This is a genomic window from Mesorhizobium argentiipisi (SeqCode), from assembly GCF_037179585.1.
Lineage (GTDB): Bacteria > Pseudomonadota > Alphaproteobacteria > Rhizobiales > Rhizobiaceae > Mesorhizobium > Mesorhizobium argentiipisi.
In genome coordinates this window covers 32,831-54,087 of sequence record NZ_JAPYKO010000015.1, presented here as the reverse complement: position 1 = coordinate 54,087, position 21,257 = coordinate 32,831, and the positions used below count along the sequence as shown (strand labels likewise).

Below are 21,257 nucleotides of genomic sequence, written 5' to 3'. Positions count from 1 at the left end.
GAACCCTCTGCCGATTGAGGGCGCTCAATCCAATTCGAATTTCGCGATGACCGGCACATGGTCCGACGGCTTCTCCCAGCCGCGCGCCGCCTGCAGAATCTCGTAACCGGCGAAAGCCGGCACCAGGTTGGGGGACGACCAGACATGATCGAGGCGGCGGCCGCGGTTCGACGCCTGCCAGTCTTTCGCGCGGTAGCTCCACCAGGTGTAGAGTTTCTGCTCGGCCGGCACGTTGAGCCGCATCAGATCGACCCAGCCGCCGGCCTTGCGCATCGCCTCGAAATTTGTCGTCTCGATCGGCGTATGGCTGACGACGTTGAGCAATTGCTTGTGCGACCAGACGTCATGCTCCTGCGGCGCGATGTTCAGGTCGCCGACCAGGATTGACGCGGACGATTCGTCCCCACTCGCCGGTACGGAGTTCATCTCGTAGACGAAATCGAGCTTGTGGCGGAATTTGCGGTTGATCTCCGGATCCGGCTCGTCGCCGCCCGCCGGCACGTAGAAATTATGCACCAGCACCGACTTGCCGCCCGCCTGCACCCTGACCGACAGATGCCGGCTGTCGTCGATCTCGCAGAACCGCCGCTTCTCGACCAGCTCGATCGGGCGGCGAGCGACCGTTGCGACGCCGTGATAGCCCTTCTGGCCGTGGAACAGGATGTGCTCGTAGCCCGCCTTGCGGAAGACTTTTTCCGGAAACAGCTCGTCGGGAACCTTGGTTTCCTGCAGGCACAGCATGTCGGGTGCGTGCTCCTTCAACAGCCGCTCGACGATCGGCATGCGCAGGCGCACGGAGTTGATGTTCCAGGTGGCGATGGTGAAGGGCATTCAGGCGGGGTCCGGCAAGAGATTGCCGATCTAGTGCCAGCCGCGCGCGGTAAAGACAAGCTCGACAAATCGCCTTCGGCGGCTTCGGCGCCGGCTTGCCGCCCTACCGGGTCTTCGTATTCAGCTCTCTGTTCGCCGTATAGTCGATCGCGAAAGTGTCGGCCGGGAAGCTGACGCCTTCCTTGACGTTGAAGATCATCACCGTCGTGTCCTTCCCTTGAGCGTCGGTGATCGTCCACTGGCGCAGCTCGTAGGTCTTCGGATCGAACATCATGGTGATCGTCGCATTGCCGAAGACCGACTTGTCGGAAAGCTTGATCGTGGTGAGATCGTCCTCTTCCTTGACGGCCTTGACGCGCCCGCCGGAGAGGTCGATCCGGTCGTCGAGCAAAAGCTTCAGCGGCGTCTTCGACAGCGGGTAGAGGTCGGAGGTGTTGAGCTTCTTGTTCAGGATCACCACCGACTTGCCGTCGGAGATGACGCGGAAGTTCGAGGAGCCGTCATAGTTGAAGCGGATCTTGCCCGGACGCTCGAGGAAGAACTTGCCGCCGGTCTGCTCGCCTTTCGGCCCGAACTGGACGAACTCGCCGCTCATCGACTTCACCGAGGAGAAATGGTCGGCGATCTTCTGCGCCGCCGGCGGCACGGCGGCTTGCGCGGCGGCCACGAGCTGATAGCCCGGCACGAGATTGAGAGCGGCGGCTCCGCCAAGCATCAGGCCGAGGCCAAGGACCTGGCGGCGGGTGAGGGCGAATTCGGTCTGGGTCTTCATGCCGGTCACTTCCTGTGATTCGTGTGGTGGCAGTATCTGGACTCCCAGTAGGGCCTAAGTTTGGCGGGTGCGAGAGGCCCGTCGGATATGCGCGGGCGACAGCCCGTCGCAAAGGCGCGGACGACAGTCCGTCGCACAAACGCGCCAGGCGATGTCTGGTTGCCTGCGGCCGGGAGCCGAAAGCTGGCCGGGCTAGAACTTATCCTCTTCTGTCGGCACCAGAATCTCGCGTTTGCCGGCATGGTTGGCCGGGCCGACAATGCCTTCCTTCTCCATCTTCTCGATGATCGAGGCGGCGCGGTTGTAGCCGATGCCGAGCCGGCGCTGGATGTAGCTGGTCGAGGCCTTGCCGTCGCGAAGCACCACCGCCACCGCCTGGTCGTACGGGTCGTCGGAATCCTCGAAATTGCCGCCGCCACCGCCGCCGGAGCCGCCCTTGCCCGACGGGCCGTCCTCGTCCTCTTCCTCGTCATCCTCGGTGATGGCGTCGAGATATTCCGGCACGCCCTGCAGCTTCAGATGCCCGACGACCTTCTCGACCTCGTCGTCCGAGACGAACGGGCCGTGGACGCGCTGGATGCGGCCGCCGCCGGCCATGTAGAGCATGTCGCCCATGCCGAGCAGCTGCTCGGCGCCCTGCTCGCCAAGGATGGTGCGGCTGTCGATCTTCGACGTCACCTGGAAGGAAATGCGGGTCGGGAAATTGGCCTTGATCGTGCCGGTGATGACGTCGACCGACGGGCGCTGCGTCGCCATGATGACATGGATGCCGGCGGCGCGCGCCATCTGCGCCAGGCGCTGCACCGCGCCTTCGATGTCCTTGCCGGCCACCATCATCAGGTCGGCCATCTCGTCGATGATGACCACGATATAGGGCATCGGCTCGAGATCGAGATCCTCGGTCTCGTAGATCGCCTCGCCGGTCTGGCGGTCGAAGCCGGTCTGCACCGTGCGCGAGATCTTTTCGCCCTTCTTCTCGGCCTGTTGGACGCGCGCGTTGAAACCATCGATGTTGCGCACGCCGACCTTGGACATCTTGCGGTAGCGGTCCTCCATCTCGCGCACCGTCCATTTCAGCGCGACGACCGCTTTCTTGGGATCGGTGACGACCGGCGTCAGCAGATGCGGGATGCCGTCATAGACCGAGAGTTCCAGCATCTTCGGGTCGATCATGATCAGCCGGCATTCCTGCGGCGTCAGCCGATAGAGCAGCGACAGGATCATGGTGTTGATGGCGACCGACTTGCCCGAGCCGGTGGTGCCGGCGACCAGCACGTGCGGCATCTTGGCGATGTCGACGATAACCGCCTCGCCATTGATCGTCTTGCCGAGCGCCAGCGCCAGCTTCGCCTTGGTCGTCTCGAAGTCGCGGCTGGCCATGATCTCCCTGAGATAGACCGTCTCGCGCTTGGCGTTGGGCAGCTCGATGCCGATGGCGTTGCGTCCCGGCACGACGGCGACGCGGCAGGCGATGGCGCTCATCGAGCGGGCGATATCGTCGGAAAGGCCGATGACGCGCGAGGACTTGATGCCGGGCGCGGGCTCCAGCTCGTAGAGCGTTACGACGGGGCCCGGCCGGACATGGATGATCTCGCCCTTGACGCCGAAATCCTCCAGCACGCCTTCGAGCAGCCGCGCGTTCTGCTCCAGCGCATCCTTCGACAGGCTTGGATCCTTTGCGATGTTCTTCGGCTCGGACAGGAAATGCAGCGACGGCATCTCGAACGTGTCGGACCCGATCAGCGAGGTCTGCGCCTCGCGCTGGACGCGGGCGCCCGGCACCGGTCGCGCCGCCGGCGCCTCGACGCGGGTCGCGGCATCGGAGCGGAAGTTCCGTACCTTGGCCGCCGGCGCGCCGCGCCGCTGGACAGGCGCCTCGTCGTCGAAGTCGTCGAGCTCGACGTCTTCGTCCTGTTCGTCGTCGAATATATCCTGGTCGGCCGGATCGACCGAGACGCTGCGGTCATTGACCATGGCGGCGAAGAATTCCGGCTCGACGCGGGCGCGGCCGCCCGGGCTCATCCGGCTTTCGGCGAACTCGGCCGATTCCACCCGCTCGGCGGCGCGACGCCAGGCGCTGGCCTTGGGCTCCATCGCAGGCTCGAACTCGTCGCGCTCGCGCCTGCGCCGCTCGGCGCGGCGGTGCAGGAAGGCGCGGAACGACAGCCACCAATGGGTGACGGCGCCGAGCGCAAGTATCCCCTCGTCACCTTCGTTCTCATCCTCGTCGAACAGCATCTCGTCCTGCTCGCGCGGATCGGGTTGGGCGGCGCGCTCCATGACGGCAAAGCCGTTCTTGCGTGCGATCAGCGCCGAGCCGTAGGCGAACAGCCACAAGGTGGGCGCGGCGAGGATGACCGCTATGATCGTCGCGAAGAGGCCTTTCGGATAACCGCCGACCGCGATGCCCGGGATCTTCAGCACCATGTCGCCGAAGACGCCGCCGAGGCCGGTCGGCAGCGGCCAGGTGTTGGGCGGCGTCACGCAGCCGGCGATGGCCGCGGCAAGCAATGCGAAGCCGAACCAGGCGAAGCCGCGCTTCGGCAATTTGTCGACGCCGCGCGCGGAAAACAAAAGAAAGCCCCAGATCACCGCCGGAACCAGCCCCGCGACGGCGGCGAGGCCGAAGAACTGCATGGCAAGGTCGGAGAACACCGAGCCGGCATAGCCCATGGCGTTGGTGACGACGTTGCTGGTGGCGTGCGAGAAGCTCGGATCGGCGACGTTCCATGTGGCCAACGCGGCGATGCCGAAAGCAGTGAACAGGAACAGCCCGGCGCCGACCAGCCGCCCGACCTGCCGCCGCGCGAAAGCCTGGATGCCGTGCCCCGTATCGGTCAGCGCGAGCGGTGCTGAGGCGCCTGAACGCATGCTCTTCCCCGTAATCGTTGCCTGGCCGGGCGCATGGCGCATTCCGGCAGATTCGAACGTCAGACTATCGGGGGGAAGGTTAAGGCCGCATTAACCATGGCCCTTTACGGCTTGGTCGCCGACAAAGATGGCAGGCCTCGCGGCCCGCCACCCTTTGCCTGAAACGGCTAAACGATCGGGCCCGTCACGACCCGACCCATCCGTTGATCACTTGTGGCCGGCATACATGTTCAGGTTTGCGCAGAATTCGGCGTGAGGCTTGCTCATCGCCGCGTCCTGGCACTCCTTCATCATCATGTCCTGCTTGTCCTTGGGCATCGAAGCCCAGGCCGCCTTGAAGCCGGCTTCCGGCTTCATGGTCTTCATGCTGGAGTCGGTGAAGAACGGGGCCATGTTGGACGGCTCATCGAGAGCACCGGCGAGTGCAACGCCGCTGATCATCGAAAGAGCCATTGCTCCCAGGACGATGTTCTTGATGTTCATCAGGCGGTTTCCTTCCCTCTTGTTTTGACGGACGCCTTGATGACGCTCGCTATCCCAGTACGGAAACTGACGGGCCGATGTTTCATGCCGACGGATCAAGTGAATGTGATCGAAATGGCTTGGATGGCCGCCCGACAAAAAAGGAGGCCCGGAAGGATGTTCCGGGCCTCAAGGCGTGAGCCCCTTTCGAGAGCGTCACGACGGGATCTTGGGAGGAATTCCGGGCCGGCGGGAGGAGGATCCGCCGGCCCTGGCGAAGTCTGCCTTACGGCACAACTTCGCCGTGCTGGGTGACGTCGAGGCCTTCGACCTCTTCCTGGGTCGACGGACGCAGGCCGACCAGAGCCTTGACGATGTAGAGGATCACGAAGGTGGCGATCGCCGTCCACAGGATGGTGAAGGCAATGCCGTAGAGCTGCTTGGCGACCGAGGCGTCCTTGCCGAGCGCGTTGATCGCCGGATCTGCCAGCGCGCCGGTGAGCAGCGCGCCGACGATGCCGCCGACGCCGTGGACGCCGAAAGCGTCGAGCGAGTCGTCATAGCCGAAAGCATGCTTGAGCTTGACCGCCGAGAGGTAGCAGACCACGCCGGCGATGATGCCGATGATGAAGGCGCCGGTCGGATTGACGAAGCCGGAAGCCGGCGTGACCGCGACGAGGCCGGCGACGGCGCCCGAGATGATGCCGAGCACCGAAGGCTTCTTGGCGACGATCCATTCGGCGAACATCCAGGCCAGCGCCGCGGCGGCGGTGGCGACCTGCGTGTTCATCATCGCCGCGCCCGCAAGGCCGTCGGCCGCCAGTTCCGAACCGGCGTTGAAGCCGAACCAGCCGACCCACAGCAGCGAAGCGCCGATGACCGAGTAGACCAGGTTGTGCGGCGCCATGTTGGTGGTGCCGTAGCCCTCGCGCTTGCCGAGAACCAGCGCGCAGACCAGGCCGGCGACACCGGCGTTGATGTGGACGACCGTGCCGCCGGCGAAGTCGAGCACGCCGGCCGAACCGAGGAAGCCGCCGCCCCAGACCCAATGCGCGATCGGCGCATAGACGAAGACCAGCCACAGGCCCATGAAGATCAGGAGCGCCGAGAACTTCATACGCTCGGCGAAGGCGCCGGCGATCAGCGCCGGCGTGATGATGGCGAAGGTCATCTGGAACATCGAGAAGACGAATTCAGGAATGTTCGCCACGCCCGGCGCCCACAGCGTCGAGACGGTGATGCCGTGATGGAAGAATTTCGAGAAGCCGCCGAGATAGGCGTTCGTGGCGCCGCCGTCGGAGAAGGCGAGCGAATAGCCGAACATGAACCACAGCACCGTCACCAGGCAGGTGATGGCGAAGCTCTGCATGATGGTGGCGAGCACGTTCTTCTTGCGCACCATGCCGCCGTAGAACAGCGCCAGGCCCGGGATGGTCATCATCAGCACCAGCGCCGTCGAGGTCAGCATCCAGGCGGTGTTGCCGGTGTCGAGCGCGGGCGCCGGCGCGGCGGGCGCCGCGGCCGTGGCTGCCGGGGCGGCCTCCTGCGCGATGGCGGCGACGGTGCTCATGGCCACGAGCGCGAGCGAAGCGGCCGCGCGTCCCGTCGTCTTCAAGGGGGAAGGAATATTCATTGAACTCTCCGTTGGAATGGATGGTCGCCGCTTAGAGCGCGTCGGTGTCTGTTTCGCCGGTGCGGATGCGCACTGCCTGGTCGATGCCGAAGACGAAAATCTTGCCGTCGCCGATCTGGCCGGTCTTGGCGGCCGCGGTGATGGCTTCGACGGCCTTGTCGACCATGTCGGCGGCGACCGCGACCTCGATCTTGATCTTGGGCAGGAAGCTGACCGCGTATTCCGCGCCGCGATAGATTTCGGTATGCCCCTTCTGACGCCCGTAGCCTTTGACTTCGGTGACGGTCAGGCCCTGGATGCCGACGGCGGTGAGCGCTTCGCGCACCTCGTCGAGCTTGAACGGCTTGATGATTGCCATCACGATTTTCATAAGGTTTCACCCTTTGCTGTTGCGGTCCCCCGCGTTTGCACACCTTCACCGATCCCGAGGAGCCGGAGAGTGCCCGACAGGATTCAAGCTCCGTGCCAGTTGCCGAAGCAGGGTGTTAACCTGTTGTAAACAAAGAGAATGGGCGACCGGTGCACATCATTCGCGCACAGGCATGGCGGCGTACTTGCCTATAAAATAGGCAAAAATTATAAAATGCTCGTATTCCAGGCAATTGCCTGAAGCCGGCTCAGCGTTTCAGCCGGATGAGGCCTTCCTGGGCGACCGAGGCGATCAGCGTACCGTCGCGCGCGAACAGCGAGCCGCGGGTGAAGCCGCGCGACCCTTGCGTCGACGGGCTGTCCTGATTGTAGAGAATCCAGTCGTCCAGCGAATGGCTGCGGTGGAACCACATAGCGTGGTCGAGGCTGGCGGCCTGAATGTCGCGGTCGAAGATGGCGCGGCCGTGCGCGAAGGTAGAGGTGTCGAGCAGCGTCATGTCCGAAAGATAGGCAAGCACCGCCGCCTGAATGGCGCGGTCTTCCGGCACCGGGCCGGTGGTGCGGATCCAGATGTTCTGCTGCGGCTCCAGTTTCTCGCGGCTCGTATAGTGCTTCAGCATCACCGGCTTCATCTCGATCGGCCGGTCGCGCTCCCAGTAGCGCCTGATGCCTTCCGGCACCGCCTCGCCGAACTTGCCGAGCAGCTCGCGCTGGGTGAGCAGCGTGTCGGGCGCCGGCACGTCGCGTGGCATCGGCAGCTGATGCTCGAGCCCGACCTCATCCTGCTGGAAGGACGCTTCCAGCGAAAAGATCGCTTGGCCATGCTGGATCGCCACGACCCGGCGCGTGGTGAAGGAGCCGCCGTCGCGGATGCGGTCGACCTCGTAGACGATTGGCAGCTTGGTGTCGCCCGGCCGCATGAAGTAGCCGTGCAGCGAATGCACGTGGCGTTCCGGCTCCACGGTGCGTTGCGCGGCGACCAGCGCCTGGGCGATGGTCTGGCCGCCGAAGACGCGCTGCCAGTCGACCTTGGGGCTGCGACCACGATACAGATTGTGTTCGAGCTGCTCGAGGTCGAGAATGTCGAGAAGCTCGTCCATGGCCGCGGTCATGTTTGAAATCCTTCAAGGATGTGCCATGGCCGGTTTCGGACAGGACGCGCAGGCAGTCAAGGCCGCAAACGGCAGCCGGCTGAAGCCGCGAAAGGATGATGCCATGGTCGACCGCAAGCCGAATGGAGCAGAGGCGAACGGGAGCCGCGAGGCGCCGCTCGACGTGCTCATCGCCGGCGCCGGCTATGTCGGCCTCACGGCGGCCGTGTCGCTGAAGCAGGCGCGGCCGGGCCTCGCCATCGCCATCGTCGATGCCGCCCCCGCCGGGGTCTGGCAGAAAGACGGCCGCGCCTCGGCCGTTGCCGCGGCCGCCAGCCGCATGCTGCAACTGCTCGGCGTCTGGGAAGAGATCGCGCCGGAAGCGCAGGCGATCACCGAAATGATCATCACCGACTCGCGCGCCGCCGACCCGGTGCGTCCGGTGTTTTTGACCTTCGACGGCGAGGTGGCGCCCGGCGAGCCTTTCGCCCACATGGTCGCCAACCGCGACCTCAACGGTGCGCTGCGCCGGCGCGCCGAAAAGCTTGGCGTCGACATCATCGAAGGCATGGCGGTCAGCGCCTTCGACGCGAATGGCGCCGGCATCACCGTGCATCTGGCGGACGGCGCGACGCTGAAGGCGCGACTGCTGGTCGCCGCCGATGGCGTCAATTCGAAATTGCGCGACATGGCCGGCATCAAGACGGTCAAATGGGAATACGGCCAGTCCGGCATCGTCTGCACGGTGGCGCATGAGCGCCCGCATAACGGCCGCGCCGAGGAGCATTTCCTCCCTGCGGGTCCCTTCGCCACGCTGCCGCTGAAGCCCGACAAGGACGGGACCAACCGCTCGTCGATCGTCTGGGTGGAGCGCACGGAAGATGCCAAGGCGCTGGTCGAGGGCGACGAGTTCGTCTTCGAGCACGATCTGGAGCAGCGCTTCGGCCTGAAGCTGGGCGAGATCCGCGTTGCCGACAAGCCGCGCGCCTGGCCGCTTGGCCTGACGCTCGCCCGCGCCTTCGTTGCGCCGCGCATCGCGCTCGCCGGCGATGCCGCGCACGGCATCCACCCGATTGCCGGCCAAGGCCTCAATCTCGGCTTCAAGGACGTGGCGGCGCTCGCCGAAGTGGTGGTCGAGGCCGACCGGCTCGGCCAGGATATCGGCGCCCTCGATGTGCTCGAGCGCTACCAGCAATGGCGCCGCTTCGATACGCTGCAGATGGGCGTCACCACCGACGTCTTGAACCGCCTCTTCTCCAACGACATCGGCCCGTTGCGCGCCGCGCGCGATCTCGGCCTCGGGCTCGTCGAGCGCATGCCCCGGCTCAAGGATTTCTTCATCCGCCAGGCCTCGGGCCTGTCCGGCGACACGCCGAGGCTGTTGAAGGGCGAGGCGATCTAACGATCTTGGTTCGCGACGCGGTAGGGTTTGTCGAGATTCAGGTCAGGCCGAGTCGAAAATGGTGGCTTCCGAGAACCGGAGCGGAGCGTACTTTCCGTACGTGAGCACCGGAAGCGTAGGAAGCCGGCATTTGCAGGCCGGCCTCACCTGAACATCGGCAAACCTTAATTCACCTCGAACCCGAGCTTCTGCCGCAGCCTCAGCATCCGCTGGTCGGCGATCCTGAGGCTCTGCTCGCCGCCTTGCGCGACGCGGTTCAGCATCCTGAGCAGGTCGTCCCGCTCATGCGGATCGAGGCGCTCGCGCAGGAACGGCGCCAGCTTGTCGATGACGATCGTGGTGTCGTCGATTTGCGCGGCAGCCCATTTGCCGTAGACCACGGCCTCGTCGGTCTTCTTCTGGCTTTCCGCGATCTGCGCGATCACCTCGCGGATTATCGCCTCGCGCCGCGGCAGGATCGGGCCATGCTCGGCAACGATGGCGGTGATCAGCGTTGCCGCCGCCACCACCGGATCGTCGATCGCCGTCAGCGGCGAGAGCGCGGCCTGATTGCGTAATTTCTTGCGCCGCATATTGCCCTGGACGCGACCGACGACGTCGGCAACCTCGCGCGCGGCGTCGCTCATATATTTCAGCCGGTACCACCAGATGGCGGCCGCGCCGAGCACGCCAAGCAAAGCGATCAGGAAAGGCATGCCGAATTCCCCCGAAATCGCGGCAACGATAAGAGAAGCGCGGCATCGCTTCAACAAGCAACGGTTGCGTCCGTGAAGAAACCCTGAAGATGTTTCCCGCAAGAGACAGCTTCAACCGGTGTCGCGCCGATGCTGACCGGCGGCTATGACTCCGGCACGTCGTAGATCGCCCTGATCTCAACCGTACCGAGTTCCGCCAGCGGGATCTTGGCCGCAATGTCGAGCGCCTCGGCGAGATCCGCCGCCTCGACCATGACGAAGCCGAGCAACTGCTCCTTGGTCTCGGCGAAGGGACCGTCGGTCACCAGCACCTTGCCATTGCGCCGCCGGAGCGATTTCGACGTCTTCACCGACTGCAGCGCCTGCGCGATGACCAGCTTGCCTTGCCGGTCGAGCTCCCGGTCATAGCCGAGCGAGTCGGCATCGAGCTTGGCCATCCGCTCGGGGGTCATCGCGTAGAGGTCCTTTTCCTCGCCATAGACCAGCAGGACATATTTCATTTCGAGCTTCCTTTCGTTGACACGTTATAGGAGGCGACGGTGTCGGTTTTGCCTCCCGTCGCCGCATGGTCGAGCAGGCATGTCGCGACGCCGATGATGGCGATGGCCGCCGCCAGCCGGCCGAAGGCGGGCGCCGGCGGATTTAGCCAGAACTCTTCAAGTCGCCTCCCTTTTCGCTCGGGCTTTCCCCAGATCGCAAGAAACAGATTGTCCATCTTAACCTCCATCGGCCGCGAGTGGCCGCCCGCAGGACGGTCGGGCAAGCGGTAAGTCGACATTTTTGCACGCGCTTTTTTTGGAGATTTTCGAAGCGCTTGCGCGAGCACAATCATGCCGGGCCATGGATGGTCTTCCGGCCGGCCCGCGCTATAGTCTTCGGGAACGCCGGCGCCCGCCGGCGCAAACCCCGACAAGGCAGGAGGACTCCATGGACCGCACCGCAAACGCCGTCTGGAAAGGCAATCTGAAGGAAGGCAACGGCACGCTGGACACCCAGAGCGGCACCTTGAAGGGCACGCCCTATTCGTTCAAGGCGCGCTTCGAGGACGAGAGCGGCAAATCCGGCACCAATCCGGAAGAGCTTATCGCCGCGGCGCATGCGGGCTGCTACGCCATGCAGCTGTCGCACTTCCTCGCCGAAAACGGCACGCCGGCCGCCGAGCTCGACGCCAAGGCAGTGGTGACGCTGGTCCCCGGCACCGGCATCACCGGCAGCGCCATCACCCTGGTCGGCAAGGTGCCGGGCATCGACGCGGCGAAGTTCAAGGAACTCGCTGAGAAGGCCAAGGCCGAATGCCCGGTGTCGAAGGCGCTGGGGGCAATCAAGGTGTCGCTGGATGCAAGGCTGGGGTGAGAAGCTTCTCCGCGGAGGCTAGTGATCCTTCGCGCCCCCCTCTGCCCTACCGGGCATCTCCCCCGCTCTGGGGGAGATTGGCAGCTTCCGCGCCTCACTCATCCGGCGGCGTCGGCGATTGGCGAAAGCCGGCGTGACATCTGATCTCCCCCCTTGAGGGGAGATGTCCGGTAGGACAGAGGGGGGTGCCTCGCGCCAACGTTTCTGGTGAGAGCCAGTCTAGCCGCCCAGCGCCTCGATTTTCGCGCGCAACGCAGCGACCTCTTCTTCCAGTGCCTTGACCCGAACCTCAAGCCCGAAATCCGAAGATGTCGCCGCCGGCTGCCAGGGTCCCGCCGTCGCAGCCGCCTCCACCGGGCCGCTCAAGAGATGCACATAGCGCTCCTCGCGCTGGCCGGGCGCGCGTTCGAGCAGCTGGATCAGCGGCGGCCGGCGGCCGATCATAAGGTCGAGATTGTCGCGCAGCTCCTCGATCGAGGCAAAGCGCGCCATACGTTCCGAACGGGCGAGCAATTCATGCGCCGTCTGCGCGCCGCGCAACAGGAGCAGCCCGATCACCGCGATCTGCGGCGTGGTCAGCGAAAAGCGCTGCGCCATCAGATGCTCGTAGCGCTCGACGCGCGAAGCGAAGGCCTGGCGCACGAGGCCTTTCTGCTCGAGCGTGCCCAAGGCACGCCGGATTTCAGTCAATTCCAACGCCATCACCGGCTCGCGCGCCGTCTTCTGGTTGGCTGCCTGATGCGCGCCGTTGAGTGTCAGCGGATAGACGTCCGGCGTCAGCTCCTTCTTCTCGATCAGGGAACCCAGCACACGCGCTTCGACGGGGGAGAGGATGGGGAGATCTTCACTCATCGGTTGGCTATCCTTTTCGACACTGGAGGGACAGCACCTGCGTTCGACGTCGTCGCGAGCGAACCCTCCAACTCTAAACGCGCCGCTCCACCATCATCTTCTTGATCTCGGCGATCGCCTTGGCGGGATTGAGCCCCTTCGGGCAGGTCTGCGCGCAGTTCATGATGGTGTGGCAGCGATAGAGCCGGAACGGGTCTTCGAGATTGTCGAGCCGTTCGCCGGTCGCCTCGTCGCGGCTGTCGATCAGCCAGCGATAGGCCTGCAGCAAGGTGGCCGGGCCGAGATAGCGGTCGCCGTTCCACCAATAGCTCGGGCAGGATGTCGAGCAGCAGGCGCACAGGATGCATTCGTAGAGCCCGTCGAGCTTCTCGCGGTCCTCGTGGCTCTGCAGCCATTCCTTGGCAGGCGTCGGCGAGACCGTCTTCAGCCAGGGCTCGATCGAGGCGTGCTGGGCATAGAAATTGGTGAGGTCCGGCACCAGGTCCTTGATCACCGGCATATGCGGGAGCGGATAGATCTTCACCGCGCCCGAAATGTCCTCGGCGCCCTTGGTGCAGGCCAGCGTATTGGAGCCGTCGATATTCATGGCGCAGGAGCCGCAAATGCCTTCGCGGCAGGAGCGGCGCAGAGTCAGTGTCGGATCGATCTTGTTCTTGATCCACAACAGCGCGTCGAGCACCATCGGCCCGCAATCGTCCATGTCGACGAAATAGGTGTCCATGCGCGGATTCGCGTCATCGTCCGGCGACCAGCGGTAGACGCGGTATTCGCGCAGGTTCGTCGCGCCTTCCGGCTTTGGCCAGGTCTTGCCCTGCTGGACCTTGGAATTCCTGGGAAGCGTGAGTTCGACCATTACCTGCGGTCCTTTCGGATGACGAGCTTCAGCCCGGACCAGATTTCGTTGACGGCGGCGACCTTGACGTCGACCAGGTCGCGCTTCAGCGCCTCGGCGCGGATGACGCCCTCGGTGACGTCGGTCGGCACTTTCGATGCCTTCTTCGGCCAGGAGACCCAGACCATGCCGTCGCGCTTGATCGCGGTCTCGATGCCAGCCAGGCCGTCCTCGATCTCGGCCCGCCGCCGGGTGAAGGCGTGCACGGCGTCATATTTCTGGCGACCTGAGATCCCCGACCACTCGGCGAGCCGGTCGATGCCGGCAAAGGATACCGCCTCGGTCAGTTCATTGAGCTCCGGCGGCAACGCAATGAAAGCGGCGACCATGCCGTCCTTCAGGCCTAGCTTGGCCGGAAGGGGCGTGCCGGAATATCCGGTGGCCGCGAGCGCCATGATCAGTACACCCGCGCCTTCGGCGCGATCTTGGCCAGGCTGATGCCGCCGTCCTTTTCCGCCAGCAACGGCTCGGTGTGCACCGGCCGGTAGGTGAGCGTCACCTTGCCGTCCTCGCTCAGATGGGCAAGCGTATGCTTGCGCCAGTTGGCGTCGTCGCGCTTGTCGAAATCCTCGCGCGCATGTGCGCCGCGGCTCTCCTTGCGCGCCTCGGCGCCGTAGACGGTGGTGATGGCGTTGGCCATCAGGTTTTCCAGCTCCAGCGTCTCGACGAGGTCGGAATTCCAGATCATCGAGCGGTCGGTGACCTTGATGTCCTTGAGCTCGCCCCAGAGTTCCGAAATGCGCTTGCAGCCGTTCTCGAGCGATTCCTGCGTGCGGAACACGGCGGCGTCTTCCTGCATGGCGCGCTGCATCTTCTCGCGGAGCAGAGCCGTCGGCGTCGAGCCGTTGGCATGGCGCAGCCGGTCGAAGCGGTCCATGATCTTCTCGACCGAAGCTTCGTTGGGCGACCGGATCGCCGACTTGCGGTCGATCACCTGGCCGGCGCGGATGGCCGCCGCGCGGCCGAACACGACGAGGTCGATCAATGAATTTGAGCCGAGCCGGTTGGCGCCATGCACCGAGGCGCAGCCGGCCTCGCCGACCGCCATCAGGCCCGGCGACACGCGGTCGGGATTCTCGGCCGTCGGGTTGAGCACCTCGCCCCAGTAATTGGTCGGCACGCCGCCCATATTGTAGTGCACCGTCGGCAGCACCGGGATCGGCTCCTTGGTGAGGTCGACGCCGGCGAAGATCTTGGCCGATTCCGATATGCCCGGCAGCCGCTCGTGCAGCACGGCCGGATCGAGGTGGTCGAGATGCAGGAAGATATGGTCCTTCTTCTTGCCGACGCCGCGGCCCTCGCGGATCTCCAGCGTCATGCAGCGCGAGACCACGTCGCGCGAGGCAAGGTCCTTTGCCGACGGCGCGTAGCGCTCCATGAAGCGCTCGCCCTCGGAATTGACGAGATAGCCGCCTTCGCCGCGCGCGCCTTCGGTGATCAGGCAGCCGGCGCCGTAGATGCCGGTCGGATGGAACTGCACGAACTCCATGTCCTGCAGCGGCAGCCCGGCCCTGGCCGCCATGCCGCCGCCGTCGCCGGTGCAGGTATGCGCCGAGGTGGCGGAGAAATAGGCACGGCCATAGCCGCCGGTCGCCAGCACCACCATCTTGGCCGAGAAGCGGTGGATGGTGCCGTCATCGAGGTTCCAGGCCACGACGCCGGTGCAGGTGCCGTCCGGCTCCATGATCAGGTCGAGCGCGAAATACTCGATGAAGAACTGCGCATTGTTCTTCAGCGATTGGCCGTAGAGCGTGTGCAGGATGGCGTGGCCGGTGCGGTCGGCGGCCGCGCAGGTGCGCTGCACCGGCGGACCGTCGCCATAGTTCATCATATGGCCGCCGAACGGCCGCTGATAGATCTTGCCTTCCTCGGTGCGGGAGAACGGCACGCCGTAATGCTCGAGCTCGTAGACGGCGGCCGGCGCCTCGCGCACCATATATTCCATGGCGTCGACATCGCCCAGCCAGTCCGAGCCCTTGACGGTGTCGTACATGTGCCATTGCCAGGAGTCCGGCCCCATGTTCGACAGCGAGGCGGCGATGCCGCCTTGCGCCGCGACGGTGTGGGAGCGCGTCGGGAAAACCTTGGTGATGCAGGCGGTGCGCAGCCCCTGCTCGGCCATGCCGAGCGTGGCGCGCAGCCCGGCGCCGCCGGCGCCGACGATCACGACGTCGAATTTGTGGTCGACAAAAGTGTAGGCGGAAGCCGTGCTGGCTGTATTTGCGTTGGCCAAGACGTCAGCCTCCGAATGCGAGTTTGAGCAGAGCAAACAGCGAAGCGACGCCGACTGCCACGCAGAAGAAGGTGTTGAGCGCGATCAGCGCCAGTCTCATTCCCTCGCCATGCACGTAATCCTCGATGATCACCTGCATGCCGATGCGCATGTGGTAAAGCGGCGAGATCAGCACCAGCCCGAGCATGACCACCACGAAGGGGTTCGCAAGCGCCGCCCGCACATCCGCGTAGTCATGGCCGTTGATCGCGATCAGGAAGCCGACGAAGAACAGGATCAAAGGAATGTTGGCGATGGCGGTCAGCCGCTGCCGCCAGAAATGACCGGTGCCCTCGCGGGCCGAACCGAGGCCGCGGACCCTCGCCAGCGGCGTGCGCATGTCCGAATTGTTGGCGGCCATCAGAATGCTCCCCGCGCCATATAGCCGGCGATCCAGATCAGAAGCGTGAGCACGATCGAACCGGCGAGCGTCGCCCAGGCGATCCTGGACGCGGTGTGTTTTTCCAGTCCCGCGCCGGTGTCCCAGATAAGATGGCGCAGCCCGCCCAGCATGTGGTGCATCAGCGCCCAGGTGTAGCCGAACAGGACCAGCCGGCCGAGCCAGGAGCCGAAGGCCCAGTTGACCCAGTCGAAGGCGGCCTGCGAGCTCGCAGCGGCGATCAGCCACGCCGCCACCAGCAGCGTTCCGAAATAGAGCGCGCCGCCGGTGATACGATGGATGATCGACATCGTCATCGTGATCGGCGGCCGGTAGATCGTCAGATGCGGCGAGAGCGGCCGTTCACGTCTGGCAACTGCGCGGGTGGCTGGTGATTTGCTCATGGCTCCCCCAGATCGGCATCCTGGAACCGCGATGGGAATGCGGCTTTGCCGCCCTCATATATGGCTCCGGACAGCCGGTTTCTAATGCGCTTTTTGCACCGCGTCAAAGCCGGAAAATCGTTTTAGAAACATCATTTAGTCTGACAAATTGGCCGTCGCGCGCTTCAATCGATTAGCGGCTGTTTCGAAGTCGGTGCAATGTTTCGTTGCAGTGCAACAAAGAGCGCTATCTCCGACAGGTCTGCGGCGTGGACCCTCTCTTCATCACCAGCGCTTCGCGTCCGTCGATCACGATTGCGTCATGCGTCGCGGCTTCCTGGTAGCGGCTGCTCTGGTTGGCCGGCGAGGCCGCGAACTCCTCGGTCGAGCCATCCGGGCGGACCACGCGCAACGACGAGCCGAGATTCTGGATGGTGATCATGCCGCCATTGCCGCATCTATAGCTGGCCGTGCCGATGCCGGAACGCGGCACGGTGAGGTCGGTGACGATCTTGGTTGCGGGCGCGGGCGTTGCGGGGGTCTTGGTCGTTGCAGGTGCCGGCGCGGTTGTGGCTACCGGGGCCGGTGCAGGTATCGGGGGCGTTGCAGCTGCCGTTGGCGCCACGGGTGCGGCGGACTGAGGGGCCGGAGCAGGCGAGGCGGCGGGCGGCGCGGCATTCGCCACCTTCGGCGCGCCATCCTGCGGCACGCACGCCGCGGCCGCGAGAAGCAGCGGGATGGTGATCGACACCCGAACCGTGTGGCCAAAGCTCATGCGCTGCCCTTTCGTGTGCGGCACGCTACAGCAATTCCAGGAAAAGTGTGAACGGTCGGGTCGGGCGCCTTCGCCGTAGCCTTCCGCGGAATTGCGTCGAAACAAAGAGAGAGGCGGTTTGCCTTTCCGTGAAACGGTGGACCGCTGTAGCCACGCGGCGACGCAAGATCAAGTTGACCCGGAGTCAGCCCTGCGCCAGGCCGCCCTGCCGCCGGGAAGGCCCGCCCTCGAAAATTAACCATGTCCCTTAAGAAGCCGCGCCGAAAGCCTCCCGCCTCTTAACAAAGGTTAAGAAAGGGTTAACTTCCGATTCGAACCGGAATCCGGGCGCGATCCATTGCGCCTTCAAGGGAGAGCGACATGCGTTCGAATTCAGTGCGGGCAAGCGTTGCCGCCGCGGCGCTGGCGGGGCTGGTGACGGCAATCGCCGCGCCGGCCGAAGCGGGCCTGCGCCACCATGACCGTGTCTATGCCGATTCCTTCGGCAATCTCGTCATCGACAGCGCCGCCGGCTACAAGCGCATCATTGTCGGCGAGGGCAAGCTCGCGAAAAAACTTTCCGAGTACACCGGCGGCCAGCCGGATGTGATCTACGACGATGCGGACGAGGCCGGCACGCCCGGCTGCTACCAGCCGCCGGTGCTGGTCAAGGGCCGCTCCTATATGTACGGGCTTTCCGACGGCGAGATGCCCAATCTCAACCCTTGCCGCTGAAGGCCGTCGGCGTTTGGCGCCGCCACAGCCTGACACGCGCTTGGTGTCATGGACGGCAACCGCGCGGCGCCCCAGCAGCCTCGCGACAAGCAGGTTGATCCATCAGGCTGAAGTCGGCGCTGCCCACATCCTCCTTCATCGGACGGTCCGCGTCTGCCTGCGATCAGCCAACGGCGAGCGGCTCGGCAGCGAAGGCGGTCTCAGGTCTCTCATAGGAAAGCCGCACGCTGTCGCGGCCGTTCTTCTTGGCCTTGTAGAGCGCCTCGTCGGCGCGCCGCATCAGCGGCATCAGCCCTTCCCTGCCGGAGCGAGCGGCGACGCCGAAGCTCGCGGTCACCCTGACGCCGGGCGGCAGGCCCTCGATTGCGCCGGCCGAATAGAAGGCGCGGATCGCTTCGGCAAAGAGCCTTGCCGCCCCCAGGTCGCTGAGCGGCAGAAGCACGGCGAACTCTTCGCCGCCGATGCGGCCGGCGGCCCCGCGCGCGCCGGTGGCGGAGCGCAGCTTGGAAGCGAAGTCGGCGATCACACGGTCGCCGGCCTCATGTCCATGTTGGTCGTTCAGCGCCTTGAAGTGATCGAGATCGGCAAGCACCAGCGCAACGGGAAAGCCGGCCTTGCCGCACTGGTCGAGCAACAGGGTCGCTTTCTCCTCGAAGCCGCGGCGGTTGAGGATGCCGGAGAGCGGATCGGTATGGGTCTCAGCCTTCAAGGTCTTCATCACGTCGAGCGCCGCGGCCGTGAACAGGCTAAGCGCGATCAGCAGCGACAAAAGCGCGTGCGAAAGCAGCGCCGTCGTCCAGTAGGAGGAGCCGTAGAAGCCGTCATAGCCGGGGAACGGCCCGTGCGCGATGATGACGAGCAGCGTGCGGGCAATGAAATTCAGCCCCGATAGCAGCGACAGCGCGAGCAGGATCTTTTCGGTCGGACCATTGTGGCGCACCGTTCTCAGTTCCGCGGCGACCAGCAGGCTGAGCGCGCCGAAACCGAAATTCATGACAAGCACGCGCCAGGTGAGGTCCGGCTGGACGAACATGAACCAGATGAAGGATGCGAGCCCGCCTCCTGTCATGATTGCGATACCGACATAAGGCACGCGCCGTCCGTAGCGCGCGATGATCGCGCCGGAGAGGCAGCAGGCCGCAATCGTGAAGCAGATGTTGGAAACGAGCTTGGTCAGCGCCACGCCGATCGGAAGCGTGAAATATTGCAGCAGGAAACCCGGCGCCGACAGGCAGTAGCTCGCGCCAAGCGCAGCCAGATACGGTCGATGGCGCTGATAGGACCACAGCACGAGGAACGCAGCGCCGAGCGCCAGCGCTATCGTCGGATTGAGCAGCGCTATGAGCAGACCGGTGTCCAAAGGACTGCGACTTTCCCCAACTTACCCAAGGGGAGACATTAGGACGCAAGCCCAAACAAGCGGTTAAGTCTCGATAGATACATCGCATGCCACGCGGAACCGGCCTGCCGGAGCGGCGTTGTCCGGCCAGACAGGAGACGCCAGACAGGAGACGATCGAGATGGCGGGCACGATCACTTTGACGAACCACGATGAAATCCGCTCCTGGGCGGCGGCGCGTGCCGGCTTCCCGGCCATCGTCGACGTCTCGCCCGAGGCGGGTACGCAGCCCATGCTGCGGCTGGTTTTTGGGCAGCAGGCCTATGAAGACACCGACCGCCCGGAGCGTCCGATCAACGCCGGCGGCTACGAGCTCGTCGAGTGGGACGAGTGGTTCAGGATTTTCGACGAGCGGGAGCTGGCCTTGGTCGTCGCCGCCGACGAGCCCGGCCGGCGCGAGGAGTTTCACGAAATCGTTCGCAGATAGATCGCTGAAAGCAAAAGGCCCGGACGTCCTGTCCGGGCCTTCGTTGAGAGACGCAGCCGGCTGTTACTTCCAGTCGCGGATGTCGACGAAATGGCCGGCAATCGCGGCTGCCGCTGCCATGGCCGGCGACACCAGGTGGGTGCGGCCCTTGAAGCCCTGCCGGCCCTCGAAATTGCGGTTCGAGGTCGAGGCGCAGCGTTCATGCGGCTTCAGCCGGTCGTCATTCATGGCAAGGCACATTGAGCAGCCTGGTTCGCGCCAGTCGAAGCCGGCGGCGACGAAGATCTTGTCGAGGCCCTCGGCCTCCGCCTGTTCCTTGACCAGGCCTGAACCCGGCACGATCATGGCGTTGACGCGCGGATTGACCTTCTTGCCCTCGACCACCTTGGCGGCGGCGCGCAGGTCCTCGATGCGGCCATTGGTGCAGGAGCCGATGAAGACGCGGTCGAGCGCGATGTCGATGATCTTGGTCCCCGGCGTCAGCCCCATATAGTCGAGCGCGCGGATCTTCGACGTACGCTTGTTCTCATCCGCGATCTCTTGCGGATCGGGCACGGTGCCCTGAACCGAGACGACGTCTTCGGGCGAGGAGCCCCAGGAGACGATCGGCGGCAGCTTCTGCGCGTCGAGCACGACGACCTTGTCGAAATGCGCGCCCTCGTCGGACTGCAGTGTCTTCCAATAGGCGAGCGCGGCATCCCAGGCAGCGCCCTTCGGGGCGCGTGGCTTGTCCTTGACATAGGCGAAGGTCGTCTCGTCCGGCGCGATCAGGCCGGCGCGGGCGCCGCCCTCGATCGACATGTTGCAGATCGTCATGCGGCCTTCCATCGACAGCGAGCGGATCGCCTCGCCGGCATATTCGATGACGTAGCCGGTGCCGCCCGCCGTGCCGATCTCGCCGATGATGGCGAGGATGATGTCCTTGGCGGTGACGCCTTCCGGCAGCTGGCCGTCGACGCGCACCAGCATGTTCTTGGCCTTGCGCTGGATCAACGTTTGCGTCGCCAGCACATGCTCGACCTCAGACGTGCCGATGCCATGCGCAAGCGCGCCGAACGCGCCGTGCGTGGAGGTGTGGCTATCGCCGCAGACGATGGTCATGCCCGGCAGCGTAAAACCCTGCTCGGGCCCGATGATGTGGACGATGCCCTGGCGGATATCGTTCTCGGAATAATATTCGATGCCGAAATCCTTGGCGTTCTTGGCCAGTGCCTCGACCTGGATGCGGCTCTCCTCGTTCTTGATGCCGAACTTGCGCTCGGGCGAGGTCGGCACGTTGTGGTCGACCACGGCCAGCGTCTTTTCCGGATGGCGGACCTTGCGGTTGCTCATGCGCAGGCCCTCGAAGGCCTGCGGACTGGTGACCTCGTGCACGAGGTGGCGGTCGATATAGAGCAGGCAGGTGCCGTCGTCCTGGCGATCGACCGTGTGGTCGTCGAAGATCTTGTCGTAGAGGGTGCGCGGTGCGCTCATGTGCGTAAATCCGTCGATATGAGAATGGGAAAAGGACGCCGGCAATCCGGCGCGACGACTGCGATCGGTCGGTTCAGCGAAGTCGGCTGGTGAGCGCGCCACAGACGCGCGCAGAGAAACGCGACGGCAGGCGCTTTCTGTCCTGCAGCACGAAACCCTTATAGGCCGGATCGCTGAAAAGCTTTTCCATGGCCGGGTAGATAGCAATGTTT

23 protein-coding genes are annotated in these 21,257 nt (G+C 64.8%); 4 read left to right on the top strand and 19 right to left on the bottom strand.

Features of this window, described 5'->3' with window-relative positions; translation table 11 throughout:
- Positions 1–24: 24 nt before the first annotated feature.
- The 7 genes from xth to tesB all read right to left on the bottom strand — a co-directional run bounded on the left by xth (position 25) and on the right by tesB (position 8,050).
- Entirely contained in the window at positions 25–831 is an 807-nt protein-coding gene (gene xth / locus O7A05_RS20600; protein ID WP_337094807.1) for an exodeoxyribonuclease III, read from the bottom strand.
- Positions 832–934: 103 nt separating this feature from the next.
- On the bottom strand, positions 935–1,603 hold the full coding sequence (locus tag O7A05_RS20595; RefSeq protein ID WP_337094806.1) for an outer membrane lipoprotein carrier protein LolA: 669 nt from the start codon (positions 1,601–1,603) through the stop codon (positions 935–937).
- A 192-nt stretch (positions 1,604–1,795) separates the two neighbouring features.
- The gene (locus tag O7A05_RS20590) at positions 1,796–4,474 is read right to left on the bottom strand and encodes a DNA translocase FtsK (protein ID WP_337094805.1); all 2,679 of its coding nucleotides are present in this window, start codon (positions 4,472–4,474) and stop codon (positions 1,796–1,798) included.
- Between the two features lie 207 nt (positions 4,475–4,681).
- On the bottom strand, positions 4,682–4,957 hold the full coding sequence (locus O7A05_RS20585) for a hypothetical protein (RefSeq protein WP_140753940.1): 276 nt from the start codon (positions 4,955–4,957) through the stop codon (positions 4,682–4,684).
- Between the two features lie 265 nt (positions 4,958–5,222).
- On the bottom strand, positions 5,223–6,551 hold the full coding sequence (locus O7A05_RS20580; RefSeq protein WP_415927037.1) for an ammonium transporter: 1,329 nt from the start codon (positions 6,549–6,551) through the stop codon (positions 5,223–5,225).
- A gap of 49 nt (positions 6,552–6,600) precedes the next feature.
- Complete coding sequence (locus tag O7A05_RS20575; RefSeq protein ID WP_127280023.1) at positions 6,601–6,939, bottom strand: P-II family nitrogen regulator; 339 nt, start codon at positions 6,937–6,939, stop codon at positions 6,601–6,603.
- 247 nt (positions 6,940–7,186) lie between these two features.
- Positions 7,187–8,050, bottom strand: a complete 864-nt coding sequence (gene tesB, locus O7A05_RS20570) for an acyl-CoA thioesterase II (RefSeq protein WP_095769566.1) — start codon at positions 8,048–8,050, stop codon at positions 7,187–7,189.
- A 103-nt stretch (positions 8,051–8,153) separates the two neighbouring features.
- Here tesB and O7A05_RS20565 point away from each other — a divergent pair, with 103 nt between their 5' ends.
- Positions 8,154–9,431, top strand: a complete 1,278-nt coding sequence (locus O7A05_RS20565; protein ID WP_337094893.1) for a ubiquinone biosynthesis hydroxylase — start codon at positions 8,154–8,156, stop codon at positions 9,429–9,431.
- Between the two features lie 164 nt (positions 9,432–9,595).
- Here the strand turns inward: O7A05_RS20565 and O7A05_RS20560 are convergent, their stop codons facing one another.
- From O7A05_RS20560 to O7A05_RS20550, 3 genes are all read right to left on the bottom strand, one after another.
- Complete coding sequence (locus tag O7A05_RS20560; RefSeq protein WP_337094804.1) at positions 9,596–10,126, bottom strand: hypothetical protein; 531 nt, start codon at positions 10,124–10,126, stop codon at positions 9,596–9,598.
- Positions 10,127–10,269: 143 nt separating this feature from the next.
- Positions 10,270–10,626 (bottom strand): YciI family protein, encoded by a 357-nt coding sequence (locus tag O7A05_RS20555; RefSeq protein WP_337094803.1) that lies wholly within the window; start codon positions 10,624–10,626, stop codon positions 10,270–10,272.
- Complete coding sequence (locus O7A05_RS20550; protein ID WP_337094802.1) at positions 10,623–10,958, bottom strand: hypothetical protein; 336 nt, start codon at positions 10,956–10,958, stop codon at positions 10,623–10,625. The genes O7A05_RS20555 and O7A05_RS20550 overlap by 4 nt, the downstream gene beginning before the upstream one ends.
- A 95-nt stretch (positions 10,959–11,053) precedes the next feature.
- On the opposite strand from O7A05_RS20550, the gene O7A05_RS20545 reads away from it, so the two are divergent.
- Entirely contained in the window at positions 11,054–11,479 is a 426-nt protein-coding gene (locus O7A05_RS20545) for an OsmC family protein (RefSeq protein ID WP_124998336.1), read from the top strand.
- 219 nt (positions 11,480–11,698) lie between these two features.
- On the opposite strand, the gene O7A05_RS20540 is transcribed toward O7A05_RS20545, so the two are convergent.
- From O7A05_RS20540 to O7A05_RS20510, 7 genes are all read right to left on the bottom strand, one after another.
- Positions 11,699–12,331, bottom strand: a complete 633-nt coding sequence (locus O7A05_RS20540; RefSeq protein ID WP_337094801.1) for a YceH family protein — start codon at positions 12,329–12,331, stop codon at positions 11,699–11,701.
- Positions 12,332–12,404: 73 nt separating this feature from the next.
- Positions 12,405–13,184, bottom strand: a complete 780-nt coding sequence (locus O7A05_RS20535; RefSeq protein ID WP_224518034.1) for a succinate dehydrogenase iron-sulfur subunit — start codon at positions 13,182–13,184, stop codon at positions 12,405–12,407.
- A complete protein-coding gene (locus tag O7A05_RS20530; protein ID WP_337094800.1) occupies positions 13,184–13,618 on the bottom strand; it encodes a DUF3052 domain-containing protein in 435 nt (144 codons plus the stop codon). Before O7A05_RS20530 ends, O7A05_RS20535 begins: the two co-directional genes overlap by 1 nt.
- A 2-nt stretch (positions 13,619–13,620) precedes the next feature.
- Positions 13,621–15,456 carry a succinate dehydrogenase flavoprotein subunit gene (sdhA, locus tag O7A05_RS20525; RefSeq protein WP_337094799.1) on the bottom strand — a complete coding sequence of 612 codons (1,836 nt, stop codon included), beginning with the start codon at positions 15,454–15,456 and terminating at the stop codon, positions 13,621–13,623.
- Between the two features lie 4 nt (positions 15,457–15,460).
- Positions 15,461–15,856 (bottom strand): succinate dehydrogenase, hydrophobic membrane anchor protein, encoded by a 396-nt coding sequence (gene sdhD / locus O7A05_RS20520; protein WP_337094798.1) that lies wholly within the window; start codon positions 15,854–15,856, stop codon positions 15,461–15,463.
- Entirely contained in the window at positions 15,856–16,278 is a 423-nt protein-coding gene (sdhC, locus tag O7A05_RS20515; protein WP_140846371.1) for a succinate dehydrogenase, cytochrome b556 subunit, read from the bottom strand. The genes sdhD and sdhC overlap by 1 nt, the downstream gene beginning before the upstream one ends.
- A gap of 226 nt (positions 16,279–16,504) precedes the next feature.
- Complete coding sequence (locus O7A05_RS20510; RefSeq protein ID WP_337094797.1) at positions 16,505–17,032, bottom strand: hypothetical protein; 528 nt, start codon at positions 17,030–17,032, stop codon at positions 16,505–16,507.
- A gap of 360 nt (positions 17,033–17,392) precedes the next feature.
- Between O7A05_RS20510 and O7A05_RS20505 the strand changes: the two genes are divergently transcribed.
- Entirely contained in the window at positions 17,393–17,746 is a 354-nt protein-coding gene (locus O7A05_RS20505; protein WP_337094796.1) for a hypothetical protein, read from the top strand.
- Positions 17,747–17,909: 163 nt separating this feature from the next.
- Here O7A05_RS20505 and O7A05_RS20500 read toward each other — a convergent pair whose 3' ends face one another.
- A complete protein-coding gene (locus tag O7A05_RS20500; protein ID WP_337094795.1) occupies positions 17,910–19,106 on the bottom strand; it encodes a GGDEF domain-containing protein in 1,197 nt (398 codons plus the stop codon).
- 160 nt (positions 19,107–19,266) lie between these two features.
- On the opposite strand from O7A05_RS20500, the gene O7A05_RS20495 reads away from it, so the two are divergent.
- Positions 19,267–19,572 carry a hypothetical protein gene (locus tag O7A05_RS20495; RefSeq protein WP_337094794.1) on the top strand — a complete coding sequence of 102 codons (306 nt, stop codon included), beginning with the start codon at positions 19,267–19,269 and terminating at the stop codon, positions 19,570–19,572.
- A 63-nt stretch (positions 19,573–19,635) separates the two neighbouring features.
- On the opposite strand, the gene leuC is transcribed toward O7A05_RS20495, so the two are convergent.
- Positions 19,636–21,045, bottom strand: a complete 1,410-nt coding sequence (gene leuC, locus O7A05_RS20490; protein ID WP_337094793.1) for a 3-isopropylmalate dehydratase large subunit — start codon at positions 21,043–21,045, stop codon at positions 19,636–19,638.
- Positions 21,046–21,257 lie beyond the last annotated feature (212 nt).

Excerpts from the sequence above, each read along its gene's own strand:
- xth (WP_337094807.1), bottom strand. The coding sequence starts at position 831 with ATGCCCTTCACCATCGCCACCTGGAACATCAACTCCGTGCGCCTGCGC.
- O7A05_RS20595 (WP_337094806.1), bottom strand. The coding sequence starts at position 1,603 with ATGAAGACCCAGACCGAATTCGCCCTCACCCGCCGCCAGGTCCTTGGC.
- O7A05_RS20590 (WP_337094805.1), bottom strand. The coding sequence starts at position 4,474 with ATGCGTTCAGGCGCCTCAGCACCGCTCGCGCTGACCGATACGGGGCAC.
- O7A05_RS20585 (WP_140753940.1), bottom strand. The coding sequence starts at position 4,957 with ATGAACATCAAGAACATCGTCCTGGGAGCAATGGCTCTTTCGATGATC.
- O7A05_RS20575 (WP_127280023.1), bottom strand. The coding sequence starts at position 6,939 with ATGAAAATCGTGATGGCAATCATCAAGCCGTTCAAGCTCGACGAGGTG.
- tesB (WP_095769566.1), bottom strand. The coding sequence starts at position 8,050 with ATGACCGCGGCCATGGACGAGCTTCTCGACATTCTCGACCTCGAGCAG.
- O7A05_RS20565 (WP_337094893.1), top strand. The coding sequence starts at position 8,154 with ATGGTCGACCGCAAGCCGAATGGAGCAGAGGCGAACGGGAGCCGCGAG.
- O7A05_RS20560 (WP_337094804.1), bottom strand. The coding sequence starts at position 10,126 with ATGCCTTTCCTGATCGCTTTGCTTGGCGTGCTCGGCGCGGCCGCCATC.
- O7A05_RS20555 (WP_337094803.1), bottom strand. The coding sequence starts at position 10,626 with ATGAAATATGTCCTGCTGGTCTATGGCGAGGAAAAGGACCTCTACGCG.
- O7A05_RS20550 (WP_337094802.1), bottom strand. The coding sequence starts at position 10,958 with ATGATTGTGCTCGCGCAAGCGCTTCGAAAATCTCCAAAAAAAGCGCGT.
- O7A05_RS20545 (WP_124998336.1), top strand. The coding sequence starts at position 11,054 with ATGGACCGCACCGCAAACGCCGTCTGGAAAGGCAATCTGAAGGAAGGC.
- O7A05_RS20540 (WP_337094801.1), bottom strand. The coding sequence starts at position 12,331 with ATGAGTGAAGATCTCCCCATCCTCTCCCCCGTCGAAGCGCGTGTGCTG.
- O7A05_RS20535 (WP_224518034.1), bottom strand. The coding sequence starts at position 13,184 with ATGGTCGAACTCACGCTTCCCAGGAATTCCAAGGTCCAGCAGGGCAAG.
- O7A05_RS20530 (WP_337094800.1), bottom strand. The coding sequence starts at position 13,618 with ATGGCGCTCGCGGCCACCGGATATTCCGGCACGCCCCTTCCGGCCAAG.
- sdhD (WP_337094798.1), bottom strand. The coding sequence starts at position 15,856 with ATGGCCGCCAACAATTCGGACATGCGCACGCCGCTGGCGAGGGTCCGC.
- sdhC (WP_140846371.1), bottom strand. The coding sequence starts at position 16,278 with ATGAGCAAATCACCAGCCACCCGCGCAGTTGCCAGACGTGAACGGCCG.
- O7A05_RS20510 (WP_337094797.1), bottom strand. The coding sequence starts at position 17,032 with ATGAGCTTTGGCCACACGGTTCGGGTGTCGATCACCATCCCGCTGCTT.
- O7A05_RS20505 (WP_337094796.1), top strand. The coding sequence starts at position 17,393 with ATGCGTTCGAATTCAGTGCGGGCAAGCGTTGCCGCCGCGGCGCTGGCG.
- O7A05_RS20495 (WP_337094794.1), top strand. The coding sequence starts at position 19,267 with ATGGCGGGCACGATCACTTTGACGAACCACGATGAAATCCGCTCCTGG.
- leuC (WP_337094793.1), bottom strand. The coding sequence starts at position 21,045 with ATGAGCGCACCGCGCACCCTCTACGACAAGATCTTCGACGACCACACG.